13 protein-coding genes are annotated in these 12902 nt (G+C 73.2%); 5 read left to right on the forward strand and 8 right to left on the reverse strand.

The annotated features are described in order from the left end of the window. Positions 1-3: 3 nt before the first annotated feature. Positions 4-336: a thioredoxin gene (trxA, locus tag ACFWP2_RS35640; protein WP_380459500.1), complete on the forward strand. Its 333-nt coding sequence runs from the start codon at positions 4-6 to the stop codon at positions 334-336. A 28-nt stretch (positions 337-364) separates the two neighbouring features. Here the strand turns inward: trxA and ACFWP2_RS35645 are convergent, their stop codons facing one another. Together ACFWP2_RS35645 and ACFWP2_RS35650 are read right to left on the reverse strand one after the other, a co-directional pair. Beyond that, positions 365-1174, reverse strand: coding sequence for an SURF1 family protein (locus ACFWP2_RS35645; protein WP_380459502.1), 810 nt, complete (start codon positions 1172-1174; stop codon positions 365-367). Positions 1175-1205: 31 nt separating this feature from the next. Beyond that, positions 1206-2201 (reverse strand): DEDDh family exonuclease, encoded by a 996-nt coding sequence (locus tag ACFWP2_RS35650; RefSeq protein ID WP_380459504.1) that lies wholly within the window; start codon positions 2199-2201, stop codon positions 1206-1208. 126 nt (positions 2202-2327) lie between these two features. Between ACFWP2_RS35650 and ACFWP2_RS35655 the strand changes: the two genes are divergently transcribed. The 4 genes from ACFWP2_RS35655 to moaA all read left to right on the forward strand — a co-directional run bounded on the left by ACFWP2_RS35655 (position 2328) and on the right by moaA (position 6707). Then, positions 2328-3371: a zinc-dependent alcohol dehydrogenase family protein gene (locus ACFWP2_RS35655; protein ID WP_380459506.1), complete on the forward strand. Its 1044-nt coding sequence runs from the start codon at positions 2328-2330 to the stop codon at positions 3369-3371. A 309-nt stretch (positions 3372-3680) separates the two neighbouring features. Further along, complete coding sequence (locus ACFWP2_RS35660; RefSeq protein WP_380459508.1) at positions 3681-4037, forward strand: DUF485 domain-containing protein; 357 nt, start codon at positions 3681-3683, stop codon at positions 4035-4037. Next, positions 4034-5641: a cation acetate symporter gene (locus tag ACFWP2_RS35665; RefSeq protein WP_380459510.1), complete on the forward strand. Its 1608-nt coding sequence runs from the start codon at positions 4034-4036 to the stop codon at positions 5639-5641. The genes ACFWP2_RS35660 and ACFWP2_RS35665 overlap by 4 nt, the downstream gene beginning before the upstream one ends. Before the next feature lie 76 nt (positions 5642-5717). Then, positions 5718-6707 carry a GTP 3',8-cyclase MoaA gene (gene moaA / locus ACFWP2_RS35670; RefSeq protein WP_380459559.1) on the forward strand — a complete coding sequence of 330 codons (990 nt, stop codon included), beginning with the start codon at positions 5718-5720 and terminating at the stop codon, positions 6705-6707. Positions 6708-6734: 27 nt separating this feature from the next. On the opposite strand, the gene ACFWP2_RS35675 is transcribed toward moaA, so the two are convergent. From ACFWP2_RS35675 to ACFWP2_RS35700, 6 genes are all read right to left on the reverse strand, one after another. Continuing rightward, entirely contained in the window at positions 6735-6974 is a 240-nt protein-coding gene (locus ACFWP2_RS35675) for a hypothetical protein (protein WP_380459512.1), read from the reverse strand. Positions 6975-7239: 265 nt separating this feature from the next. After that, on the reverse strand, positions 7240-7632 hold the full coding sequence (locus ACFWP2_RS35680; protein ID WP_380459514.1) for a DUF3099 domain-containing protein: 393 nt from the start codon (positions 7630-7632) through the stop codon (positions 7240-7242). 185 nt (positions 7633-7817) lie between these two features. Continuing rightward, positions 7818-8366: an RNA 2'-phosphotransferase gene (locus ACFWP2_RS35685; protein WP_380459561.1), complete on the reverse strand. Its 549-nt coding sequence runs from the start codon at positions 8364-8366 to the stop codon at positions 7818-7820. 31 nt (positions 8367-8397) lie between these two features. Next, positions 8398-9813 carry a metallopeptidase TldD-related protein gene (locus tag ACFWP2_RS35690; RefSeq protein ID WP_380459516.1) on the reverse strand — a complete coding sequence of 472 codons (1416 nt, stop codon included), beginning with the start codon at positions 9811-9813 and terminating at the stop codon, positions 8398-8400. Next, positions 9813-11375 (reverse strand): TldD/PmbA family protein, encoded by a 1563-nt coding sequence (locus tag ACFWP2_RS35695; RefSeq protein ID WP_380459518.1) that lies wholly within the window; start codon positions 11373-11375, stop codon positions 9813-9815. The genes ACFWP2_RS35690 and ACFWP2_RS35695 overlap by 1 nt, the downstream gene beginning before the upstream one ends. Before the next feature lie 171 nt (positions 11376-11546). Beyond that, entirely contained in the window at positions 11547-12692 is a 1146-nt protein-coding gene (locus ACFWP2_RS35700; protein WP_380459520.1) for an MBL fold metallo-hydrolase, read from the reverse strand. Between the last annotated feature and the right edge of the window lie 210 nt (positions 12693-12902).

Raw genomic sequence — 12902 nt, forward strand, 5'->3', positions numbered from 1 at the left:
ACGGTGGTGGAGATCACGGGTGTGCCGGCGGTGACGGACGACACGTTCGCCGCGGAGGTGCTGGGGGCCGACGGCCCGGTGCTGGTGGACTTCACGGCGGACTGGTGCCCGCCGTGCCGGATGATGGCGCCGGTGCTGGCGGACATCGCGCGGGAGGAGGCGCACCGGCTGCGGGTGGTGAGCCTGGACGTGGACCACAACCCGCGGACCCAGGCGGCGTACGGGGTGCTGTCGATGCCGACGCTGATGGTGTTCCGGGGCGGGCGGCCGGTCCGGTCGGTGGTGGGCGCGCGGGCGAAGGCGCGGCTGCTGCGGGAGCTGGACGACGTGCTCTAGGACAGGACGGCGTGCTCCGGGACAGGTCCTAGGACGCGCTCCCGGCGGGGACGGCGTCGAGCGGGACCTCGGCCTCGGCGGCCTGCTTGGCGCGCTCCTTGGCCTCACGGCGGACGAGGACCCAGACGCCGACCGGGATCATCGCGGTGAACAGCCACCACTGGATGGCGTAGGCCATGTGCGGGCCGATGTCGGAGTGGTTGGGCTCGGGGATCAGCTGGGGCTGGTCGGCCGGGGCCGGGGCGGTGCCGGTGAGTTCGAGGTAGCCGCCGAGGAGCGGGGCGCCGGTGCGCTTGGCCTGCTCGTCGGTGTTGATCAGGTTGAACTGGCGGTCGGGCAGGCCGGTGCGGTCCTTGATGCCGCTGGCGCCGTACGTCTCCTCGGCGCGCAGGCGGCCGGTGAGGGAGACCTCGCCGGTGGGGGCGGCCGGGACGGGCGGGTACTCGGTGGCGCCGACGCCGGAGGCCACCCAGCCGCGGTTGACCAGGACGGTGCCCTTGCCGTCGGCGAGCCGGAACGGGGTCACCACGAAGTAGCCGATGGTGCCGTTGGAGTCGGTCCGCTTGCGGACCACGAACTCGTGTGCCGGGTCGTACTGTCCGGTGGCGGTCGCCGCGCGCCAGGTGAGGTCCTTGGGGACCGCGAAGCCGGGGGTCGGCGACAGGGTGTCGTACGGGACCGGCGCGGCCGTGAGGGCCTGGCCGATCAGCTCGTTCCGGGCCACCCGTGCCTCGTGGCGGTGCAGCTGCCAGAAGCCCAGCTTGATCGTCGCGGGGATCAGCAGCAGTGCGACCAGCATGGTGATCAGCCACTGTCGGGTCAGCAGAAAACGGTACACATGGGAACCGTACGCCGACCTCACAAGCGGCTCACGCACCGGGGTGCGGGGCGACCTCGCGCAGCAGCTGGAGGAAGGCGTCCTCGCCGACGACGGGGGTGCCGACCTCCCGGGCCTTGCGGGCCTTGCCGCTCCAGCTGTCCGGCTCGTTGGTGACCAGCAGGCTGGTGAGGCGGCTCACAGAGGTGGCGATGTGCAGGCCGGCCTCGACCGCGCGGTCCTCCAGGACCTCGCGGTCGGTGGCGGTGTCGCCGGTGATGGCCACCCGCATGCCCTGGACCAGCGGCCTGCCGTCCACCCAGCGCCCCGGGTTGGGGTACGGGCAGGGCGGGCGCTTCTTGGCCTGGCGGTAGGCGGCGCCGGTCCAGCTGCCGCGGGCCGGGGAGGCCGGCTCCTCCTCGCCGAGGTCGGTGACCGCGACGCAGTTCTGGAGCGGCAGCGGCACGCCGCCGTCGCGGGCCAGGCGCAGGCTGGGCCGGAAGGCCTCGGCGAGCACCCGGGCGTCGTCCAGGGCGTTGTGGGCGTGGCGCTGCTGGACGCCGAAGTGGGCGGCGAGCGAGGACAGCTTGCCGTTGGGCAGCGGCAGGCGCAGGTCGCGGGAGAGGACCATGGTGCACAGCCGCTGCTGGACCGGGGCGCGCAGGCCGGCCCGGGAGAACTCGCGGGAGATCATGTTCCAGTCGAAGAGCGCGTTGTGCGCGACCAGGACGCGGTCGCGCAGACGGGCGGCGAACTCCTCGGCGATCTGCGGGAAGGTCGGGGCGGTGGAGAGCAGTTCGGCGGTCAGGCCGTGGATCCAGACCGGGCCCGGGTCCCGCTCGGGGTTGACCAGGGTGTACCAGTGGTCGACGACGTCGCCGTCCGGGTCGAGCTGGTAGACGCCCGCCGAGATGACGCGGTCCGAGCGGCCGAGACCGGTGGTCTCGACGTCGACGACCGCGAAGCCCCCGGTGGGGGCGGCGGAGCGCTGCGCGGGGACCGGTGCGGTCCGCGGCGCTCCGTGGGTCTCGGGCTGGATCGGGTGCATGGTGCAACAGGATAAGGGGCGGGCCGGGGGACTCCGGCCGGAATGTTCCGACCGACCGGCCGGAATAGAGTGGTCGACGGGGGCGTCGTACACCTGATCGAGATCGTTTCAGCTAAGGAACAGCGCATGCGTGCCACCGTGATTCACGGCCCCAACGACATCCGGATCGAAGAGGTACCGGACCCGGTGATCCAGCACCCGACGGACGTGGTGCTCCGGGTGGTGAACGCCTGCATCTGCGGCAGCGACCTGTGGGCCTACCGCGGCGTGGCGCAGCGGGTGGCCGGGCAGCGGATCGGGCACGAGTTCCTGGGCGTGGTCGAGGAGGTCGGCGCCGAGGTGCGCGGCTTCGCCAAGGGCGACCTGGTGGTGGCGCCGTTCGTCTGGTCGGACGGGACGTGTGACTTCTGTCTCGAAGGCCTCCAGACCTCCTGCCCGCACGGCGGGTTCTGGGGGCAGGTCGGTTCGGACGGCGGCCAGGGCGAGGCGGTGCGGGTGCCGTTCGCGGACGGGACGCTGGTGAAGCTGCCCAAGGAGGCGGCGGGCGACGAGAAGCTGCTGCCCGGGCTGCTGGCGCTGTCCGACGTGATGGCGACCGGGCACCACGCGGCGGTCTCCGCGCGGGTGCGGCCGGGGGCGACGGTCGCGGTGGTCGGCGACGGCGCGGTGGGCCTGTGCGGCGTACTGGCGGCGCACCGGCTGGGCGCGGGCCGGATCATCGCGCTGGGCCGGCACGAGGCCCGCACCGAGCTGGCCCGTCGCTTCGGCGCGACGGACGTGGTGGCGGAGCGCGGCGAGGCCGCGGTCGAGGCGGTGAAGGAGCTGACCGGCGGTCAGGGCGCGCACGCGGTGCTGGAGGCGGTCGGCACCGAGGAGTCGATGCGGACGGCGATCTCGATCACCCGGGACGGCGGCGCGGTGGGCTACGTCGGTGTGCCGCACGGCGGCAGCGCGGGCGTCGACATCGGTCAGATGTTCGGCCGGAACGTTTCTCTGAACGGTGGCGTGGCCCCGGCCCGCGCGTACATCCCCGAGCTGCTGCCGGACGTGCTCTCGGGCGCCATCGAGCCGGGCCTGGTCTTCGACCGCACCGTCGCCCTGGACGGCGTTCCGGAGGGCTACCGCGCGATGGACGACCGCTCGGCCCTGAAGGTGCGGATCGCGTTCTGAGGCCTCGGCCTCCCGGCACCGGCCCGTGCCGCCCCGAACGGGGTGGCACGGGCCGGTGCCGTTCTCGGCGGAGGTCGGGGACGGCGGCCGGGGCCGGTTCGGTGCGGCGGAGTCGCTGGGATGGGCTGTTTTTCGGCCAATCGGATGGTGCGAGGGGGTGAACGGTCGACTGATCGCGGTCAACCCCTTCCGGGGCGGGCAGGACGCTCCTAGCATGGCGCGGCGCCAGACGTGTGACGCCCCTCACGTCCGATCACGTCCGATCGTTCCGCCCGTGCGACAGATACGCCGAAGGAGTGAGGAGACAGCGTGGATTCGCCGCCGCTCAGCACCGCCGCCACGGAAGCTCAACTCATCGACGACAGCGAGGAGTTCCGAAGCCTGCGGCGCTCGTTCCGGAGCTTCGCCTTCCCGGTCACCATCGGCTTCGTGCTCTGGTACCTGCTCTACGTGCTGCTCTCCTGCTACGCCCCGGGACTGATGCGCACCAAGGTCCTCGGGCACGTCAACGTGGCCCTGGTGCTCGGGCTGCTCCAGTTCGCGACCACCTTCGCGATCGCCGGCTGGTACGCCCGCTACGCGGACCGGCGGATCGACCCGTCCGCCACGGCGATCCGCGAGGCGCACGGCGCCGTCGTCCACGCCCCCCGGGAGTCCGTCGAATGACCCTGCTCGCCAGCTCCGCCACCGAGCACCGCGGCCTGACGATGGCCCTGTTCGGCGTCTTCGTCCTGGCCACCCTCGGCATCACGGTCTGGGCCGGGCGGCAGACCAGGAGCGCCTCCGACTTCTACGCCGGCGGCCGCGGCTTCACCGGCTTCCAGAACGGCCTGGCCATCTCCGGCGACTACATGTCCGCCGCCTCCTTCCTCGGCATCGCCGGGACCATCGCGCTCACCGGCTACGACGGCTTCCTCTACTCGATCGGCTTCCTGGTCGCCTGGCTGGTCGCGCTGCTGCTGATCGCCGAACCGCTGCGCAACTCCGGTCGCTTCACGATGGCGGACGTGCTCGCGTTCCGGATGCGCCAGCGCCCGGTGCGCACCGCGGCGGGCGTCTCCACCATCGTGGTGTCGATCTTCTACCTGCTGGCCCAGATGGTCGGCGCCGGCACCCTGGTCGCGCTGCTGCTCGGCGCCGAGGGGAACGCCGCCAAGCGCTGGACCATCGTCGGGGTCGGCGCGCTGATGATCGTCTACGTGGTGATCGGGGGGATGAAGGGCACCACCTGGGTGCAGATCGTCAAGGCGGTGCTGCTGATCGCCGGCGCCGCGCTGATGACCGTCCTGGTGCTGGCCAAGTACCACTTCAACCCCTCCGAGCTGCTCGGCGCGGCGGCGAGCGCGAGCGGCAAGGGCGAGGCCTTCCTCCAACCGGGGCAGAAGTACGGCAGCGGCACCGCCAAGCTCGACTTCATCAGCCTCGGCATCGCGCTGGTGCTCGGCACCGCCGGCCTGCCGCACATCCTGGTCCGCTTCTACACCGTGCCCACCGCCAAGGCGGCCCGGAAGTCGGTGCTCTGGGCGATCGGCATCATCGGCGTCTTCTACCTGATGACCCTGGCGCTGGGCTTCGGCGCGGCCGCGCTGGTCGGCTCCAAGGCGATCAAGGCGGCGAACGCGGCGGGCAACACCGCGGCGCCGCAGCTGGCCGAGGCGCTCGGCGGAGGCGCCGGGACCACCGGCGGCGCGATCCTGCTCGCGGTGATCTCGGCGGTCGCCTTCGCCACCATCCTGGCCGTGGTCGCCGGGCTCACGCTGGCCTCCTCGGCCTCCTTCGCCCACGACCTCTACGCCAACGTGATCCGGCGCGGGAAGGCGAGCGAGAAGGAGGAGGTGCTGTCGGCGAAGTGGGCCGCGGTCGCGATCGGGGCGGTGGCGATCGTGCTCAGCCTCTTCGCGGACAAGCTCAACACCGCCGCCCTGGTCGCCCTGGCCTTCGCGGTCGCCGCCTCGGCGAACCTGCCCACCCTGCTCTACTCGCTGTTCTGGAAGCGCTTCACCACCGTCGGAGCGGTCAGCTCGGTCTACGCCGGACTGATCACCTCGGTGACGCTGGTGGTCTTCTCCCCGGTGGTCTCCGGCGCGAAGACCTCACTCTTCCCGCACTCCGACTTCCACTGGTTCCCGCTGGAGAACCCCGGCCTGATCTCCATCCCGGTCGGGTTCCTGGCCGGCTGGCTCGGCACGCTGCTGTCCCGGGAACGTTCCGACCCGGCGAAGTACGCTGAACTCGAGGTCCGCTCGCTGACCGGGCTGGGCGCCCACTGATCGTTCCGCGATGACTATGCTGGCCCGGCCCGCCGTGACGGTGGCCGGGCCGGCCGCATCTCGGGGAAGGACGCACGTGCTGCTCGACACCTTCGGACGACAGGCCGTCGACCTGCGGGTCTCCCTCACGGACCGGTGCAACCTGCGCTGCACCTACTGCATGCCGGAGGAGGGCCTGCAGTGGCTCGCCAAACCGGACCTGCTCACCGACGAGGAGATCGTCCGGCTGGTCAGCGTCGCCGTGCGCGACCTGGGCGTGCGCGAGGTCCGCTTCACCGGGGGCGAGCCGCTGCTGCGCCCCGGGCTGGTCGCCGTCGTCGCCGCCTGCTCCGAGCTGGAACCGCGCCCGGAGCTCTCGCTGACCACCAACGGCATCGGGCTGGCCCGCACCGCGACGGCACTGCGCGAGGCCGGCCTCGACCGGGTCAACGTCTCGCTGGACACCCTCGACCCCGAGGTGTTCCACACCCTCACCCGCCGCCACCGCCACCAGGACGTGCTGGACGGGCTGGCCGCCGCCGAGGCCGCCGGGCTGGCGCCGGTGAAGCTCAACGCGGTGCTGATGCGCGGGGTCAACGACCACGAGGCGGCCGACCTGTTGAGCTGGTGCCTGGAGCGGGGCTACGAGCTGCGCTTCATCGAGCAGATGCCGCTGGACGCCCAGCACGGCTGGGACCGCGCCTCGATGGTCACCGCGACGGAGATCCTGGACCTGCTGCGGGCCCGCTTCACGCTCACCCCGGAGCCGTCCGCGCGCCGGGGCGCGGCACCCGCCGAGCGCTGGCTGGTGGACGGCGGCCCGGGCCGGGTGGGCGTGATCGCCTCGGTCACCCGTCCGTTCTGCCGGGCCTGCGACCGCACCCGGCTGACCGCCGACGGCCAGGTGCGCAACTGCCTGTTCGCGACCGGCGAGACCGACCTGCGCACCGCGCTGCGCTCGGGCGCCGACGACGCCGAACTGGCCGCGCTGTGGCGGGCGGCGATGTGGGGCAAGAAGGCCGGGGCGGGGATCGACGACCCGGAGTTCCTCCAGCCCGAGCGGCCGATGTCCGCGATCGGCGGCTAGCGCCGGGGCGAAGGGTGGTGCAGGCCGCTAGGCCGGGTTCCCGGCGCTCTCGGCGGCCTCGGGGGTCCAGTCGGCGAAGGCGACGACCTCCTTGAGGAAGCCGCGCACCCCGAGGAACTGGGAGAGGTGCTCGCGGTGCTCGTCACAGGCGAGCCAGGTCTTGCGGCGGTCCGGGGTGTGCAGCTTGGGGTTGTTCCACACCAGTACCCAGCCGGCGTCCGCCCGGCAGCCCTTGGCGGAGCAGATCGGCGTCTGCGGGGTGTCCATCGGGCCGTCCTCAACGATTGGCGGGTGACGTCTGCACCGCCAGTCTGTCACGCCCGCCCGGGCCGGCCGGATCCGGGCATGGCGACGCCGGGCAGCCACGGGGGGAGCCGCCCGGCGTCGGTCCGTCGCTCCGACGGGGGATGCGGAGCGCGTACGCAGTATGTCACGCCACCACCCTCGGATGGGGAGGTCTTGCATGATTAATCTGAGCTTCTTTTGAGCTTTCGTCGAGCCGAACGAGGGCGAACCGGCGGGAAACGGACGGTCAGTCCACGTCCTGTGAAGGATCGGTGGGAGCGGCCTTTGCCTCTCCTGTACCGGCCTTCGCTCCCGCCCCACCAGCCCCACCCGTCCCACCGGGGCCGAGCATCAGCGGGGTGTCGAGCGGGATGTCGAAGGTGCTCGGCAGTCCCGGGGCCCGCTCCCGGCCGGCGTTCGCTATCAGCACCGCGAAGTACGGCAGCAGCACGGCGCCCGCCAGGGCGGCGAAGGCCAGCACCCGCTGGACGTCCCAGAGCACCACGGCGAGCAGCACGCAGACCGTGCGGAACAGCATCGAGATGACGTAGCGGCGCTGGCGCCCCCGGACGTCCTCGGTGAGGCTGCTGCGCGCCCCCGTGATCCGGAAGACCTGCCCGTCATCGGCGCTCTTGCCCATGTGTCCTACCGCCCTCGTCACGCACCCGCGCGCCAGGCCGCGCGGCTTCCTCACGGTACGCCCGGGCACGGGCGGCGACGAGACCGGGTGGGCCGGACCCACCCGGTCGGGTAGCCGAAGGGCCTGTCCGGCGGAGCGGACAGGCCCTTCGGTTCGCGGGCGCCGGCGCGGGGCGGGCCCGGGGGCTAGGAGCGCCGGGAGAGGTACCGCGGGGGGACGGAATCGGTGAGCCAGACCCCGTTCTCGCTGAGCCGGAACTCGTGGCCGGCCGCCGTCATCGCCGCCGCGTTCACGGTCAGCACCACCGGACGGCCGTGCCGGGCGCCGACCCCGGTCGCCGTCTCGGTGTCCGCCGAGAGGTGGACGTCCTGGCGGGCCATCGGGCGCAGGCCCTCGCGGAAGATCGCCGCCAGGTGCCGGTCGGCGGTGCCGTGGTAGAGCACGGGCGGCGGCACGGCGGCGGCCAGGCCGAGGTCGACCGCCACCGTGTGGCCCTGGTTGGCGCGGATCGAGAGACCGTCCGGCGAGTAGCCGAAGCGCCGCTTGTTGTTGGTCGCCACGACGTGGTCCAGCTCGGCCCGCGTCAGCGGCCTGCCCCGGGCAGCGAGCGCGTCGAGCAGCTCGTCGACCCGGACCCAGCCGGCCCCGTCCAGCGTGATTCCCACCAGCCCGGGCTCGTGCCGCAGGATGCGCGACAGCATCTTGCTCGACCTGACCAGGCGCTTCTCGTCCATCATGTCTCTCGTATCCCCCGTCGGTCAGTGGCTAAGAGGCCTGGCTGACCGAACTCATGTTGAAGTCCGTGACACGCACGGGTGGCATCGCGGTGCGGGTGACGTTGTCGCTCCACTCGCGGGGCAGGCAGCGTTCGGTGCGGCCCACCTCGGTGATCCGGTTCAGCAGGTCCACCGGGGACTCGTTGAACCGGAAGTTGTTGACCTCGCCGACGACCTCGCCGTTCTCCACCAGGTAGACGCCGTCCCGGGTGAGTCCGGTGAGCAGCAGCGTCGCCGGGTCCACCTCGCGGATGTACCAGAGGCAGGTGAGCAGCAGGCCGCGCTCGGTGCGGGCGATCATCTCGTCCAGGGTCGGCGCCGACTCCTGGTCGGCCGTCTCCAGCACGAGGTTGTCGATCGCCGGGCGCAGCGGCAGGCCGGTGAGGGCCGCCGCGTGGCGGGTGGTGATCAGGTCGTTCAGCACGCCCTCGCGGATCCACTCGGTGGCGGCGATCGGCTGGCCGTTGTCGAAGACCGAGTAGTCCCCGCCGCTGGCGTGGGCGAGCACGAACGGCGCGGCCTCCAGGCCGGGCTCGCGCGGGTCGGAGCGCAGCGTCAGCGGCAGGGCGCTGAGCTTGTCGCCGATCCGGGTGCCCCCGCCCGGCTTGGCGAAGACCGTCCGGCCCTCCTGGGCGTCCCGGCCGCCGGAGGACCAGTTGAGGACGATCAGCAGGTCGGCCACGGCCGAGGGCGGCAGCAGCGCCTCGTACCGGCCGGCCGGCAGGTCCACCTTGCGGGCGCCCCAGCCGAGCCGCCTGGTCAGCTCGGTGTGCAGGGCGGCGACGTCGACGTCGGTGAAGTCCCGGGTGGAGGCGCCCACCCAGGCGGAGCTGGAGAGGTCGGCGGTCTTGGCGTTGATCTCGACCATGCCGGTGGGCTGGTCGTGGCGCAGCCGCAGGCCGGTGGAGCTGCCCAGGTAGCTGGAGGTCATCTCGTGCCGGGCGAAGCCGTACAGGAGCTGGCCCTGGGCTGCGGCGCGGGCGAAGGCCTCGCCGAGGGCCGGGCCGAAGGCGTCGAACACCTCGATGGAGGTCACCGCGGGCGGCTCGGTGAAGTCCGGCGAGGACGGCTGGTCGGCGATCAGCGGCTGGGCGTCCTCGGCCGGCCCGGCCGCGCGGGCGGCCTCCTCGGCGGCCCGCACCAGGCCCTCCACCTCCGGCGCGGTGACGGCCTCGCGGGAGACCACGCCGGAGGCGGTGCCCTGGGCGCCGGCCACGGTGGCGATCACGGTGAGGCGGCGGCCGCGGGTGACGCCGTTGGTGGTCAGCGCGCCTCCCGGGATGTTCCCGGGGGCGGCCCAGCGCAGGTTGGCGGTGGACTCCTCGTCGGCGATCACCACGCAGCCGTCGGCGCGGGAGAATCCGAGCGCCAGCTCGACGAGTTCGTGGGGCTGCATCGCGGTCATCAGTGACCCGCCTCCTGCTGGGTGTTGAGCACGTTGACGTTGCGGAACAGCGCCGAGGGGCAGCCGTGGCTGACCGCCGCGATCTGACCGGGCTGCGCCTTGCCGCAGTTGAAGGCGCCGCCGAGGCGGTAGGTCTGCGGGCCGCCGACCGCCGCCATCGAGCCCCAGAAGTCGGTGGTGGTGGCCTGGTAGGCGAAGTCCTTGACCTGGCCGGCGAGTTCGCCGTTCCTGATGGCGTAGGCGCGCTGCCCGGTGAACTGGAAGTTGTACCTCTGCTGATCGATCGACCAGGAGCGGTCGCCGACGATGTACAGGCCGTTCTCCACCTCGGCGAACAGGCCCTCGGTGTCCGGGCCGTCGGCGGCCGGCCGCAGCGAGACGTTGGCCATCCGCTGCACCGGGACGTGCGCGGGGGAGTCGGCGAAGGCGCAGCCGTTGGAGCGCTCGAAGCCCGTCAACTTGGCGATGCCGCGGTCGAGTTGGTAGCCGACCAGGACGCCGTCCCGGACCAGGTCCCAGGACTGGGTGGCCACGCCCTCGTCGTCGTAGCCGATGGTGGACAGCCCGTGCTCGGCGGTGCGGTCGCCGGTGACGTGCATCAGCTCGGAGCCGTACCGGAGCGAGCCGAGCTGGTCGAAGGTGGCGAAGGAGGTGCCGGCGTAGGCGGCCTCGTAGCCGAGCGCGCGGTCCAGCTCGGTGGCGTGGCCGACCGACTCGTGGATGGTCAGCCAGAGGTTCGTCGGGTCGATGACCAGGTCGTAGCGGCCCGCCTCGACGCTCGGGGCCCGCATCTTCTCGGCCAGCAGGACGGGCAGTTCGGCGAGCTCGGCGTCCCAGTCCCAGCCGGTGCCGGTGAGGTACTCGTAGCCGCGGCCGACCGGCGGGGCCAGGGTCTGCATCGAGTCGAAGGCGCCGGTGCGCTCGTCGACCGAGGTGGCCTCCAGGTCGGAGTGCACCCGGATCCGCTGCTGGGTGGTGACGGTGCCGGCGGTGTCCGCGTAGAACTTGTTCTCCTGGACGGTCTGCAGGGCCGCCCGCACGTGCGAGACGCCCTCGGCGGCCAGCAGCCGGGAGCTGCGCTCGGCGAGCAGCGCCGTCTTCTCGGCGTCCGGCACGTCGAAGGGGTTGACCTCGTACGAGGAGACCCAGGTGACGTCCCGGTGGACCGGCTCGTCGGCCAGCTCGACCCGCCCGGTGGAGCCGGCCGCCCGGCTGATCCCGCCGGAGAGCCGGGCCACGGCGACGGCCTGCTCGGCGACCCGGGCCGCGGCGTCGGGGGTGAGGTCGACCCCGGCGGCGAAGCCCCAGGCGCCGTCCAGCACCACCCGGACGGCGAAACCGAGCTGCACGCTGTCGGAGGTGCCGGCCGGACGCGCGTCGCGCAGCCGCCATGAGGCGCTGCGGATCCGCTCCAGGCGGAAGTCGGCGTGGCTCGCGCCCAGTTCGCGGGCCCGGGCGAGCGCGGCGTCGGCGAGCGTCCGCAGCGGCAGGGCGAGGAACAGCGGGTCGACGGCGCGCCCGTGCGGGGCGCCGGAGCGATCGGCCGGAGGGATCGGAGGCAATCGGGCTCCCAGGTCGCGGAGGGTGGCGGTGCGGCGCCACAGGGGCGCCCGCACCGCATCATTTCCCGTCCACCGGGTTTCCGGCCAGCCCATTTCGACCGGTGCGCCGCCGGGCCGGCCGCCACGGTCCGGCCGCCGGGGCCCGCCTTCCCGGTGCGCCCGCGCGGGCCGTCAGCCGACGCTCTCCCACCAGCCGTCCGGCTCCGGCGGGTTGTCGACGTCGACCCGCTCGCCGGGGCGCGGCACGGCCAGCGGGACGGCCTGGTCCTTGGCGGCCTTCACCAGTCGCTCGATCGGCTCGGACCACGGGTGCAGGCCCAGGTTGAAGGTGCACCAGTGGACCGGCACCAGCAGACCGGCGGTCAGGTCCCGGTGGGCGAGGACGGCGTCCTCGGGGGTCATGTGGATGTCCGCCCAGGCGGCGTCGTAGGCGCCGATCTGGACCAGCGCGGCGTCGAACGGGCCGTGCCGCTCGCCGATCCGGGCGTAGCCCTCGAAGTAGCCGGAGTCGCCGGTGTAGAAGACCTTGCGGTTCGGCCCCGCGACCACCCAGGAGCCCCACAGGGTGGTGTTGCGGGTCAGCCCGCGGCCGGAGAAGTGGTGCGCCGCGGTGAGGGTGAGGACCAGGTCGCCCAGGGTGCAGGTCTCGTCCCAGTCCAGTTCGATGATCCGGTGCTCGGGGACGCCCCAGCGGCGCAGGTGGGCGCCGATGCCGAGCGGCACCGAGAAGGGGGCGGACTGGCTGCGCACCAGGCGCTTGACCGTCGCCATGTCCAGGTGGTCGTAGTGGTCGTGCGAGATCAGCACCGCGTCGACCTGCGGCAGCTCCTCCAGCTCCACCGGCACCGGGTGCAGCCGCTTGGGGCCGACGTGTGCGGCGGGGGAGCAGCGGTCGCTCCAGACCGGGTCGAGCAGCACCCGGAAGCCCTCGATCTCCACCAGCGCGGAGGCGTGCCCGTACCAGGTGACCTCCACGCCCTCGGTGGCCGGACCGGGCGGGCCGGCGGGGCGGACGGTCGGCACCGGGCGGGCGGGGACGCGGTCGGCCCGCTCGAACAGCATCCGGCGGGCGGTGGCGCCGTCGAAGCCGGGGGCGCCGGCCGTGCGGGCGAGCGTGGAGGGCGCGTTGTGGAAGACGCCGTCCCGGTACTGCGGGGAGTTGCGCACCCGCTCCTCGCGCTCGCCGTCCGGCCGCCGCCCGAACGCCGCCGGCAGGTCGCGCAGCGCCCAGGCGGCCGTGCCCAGGCCGGCCGCCAGGGCGGTGAGGGCCAGCAGTCGTCCGCGTCGGTGGGTGCTCCCGGGCCGTGCCTTGGTCATCCGCTCTGCCTTCGTCGCTCGCCGGGAGGGTCGGGGATCGGTACGGCCGCTCCCGGGCCGGCCCGCACCACGGGGGCAACGGGTGCGCCCGTCCGTGTGGTTCCCGTACAGTCGCCCCGATCCGGGCAGCGCCCGGGCCTGGGAGATGTCCGCGGCCGGGACGGTGCGAGCGGGCGCGGATTGTCGGATTGCGACAGATCCACCGGGGAG

Origin of the sequence: Kitasatospora sp. NPDC058444 (assembly GCF_042721415.1) — a bacterium.
Classification (GTDB): Bacteria; Actinomycetota; Actinomycetes; order Streptomycetales; family Streptomycetaceae; genus Kitasatospora.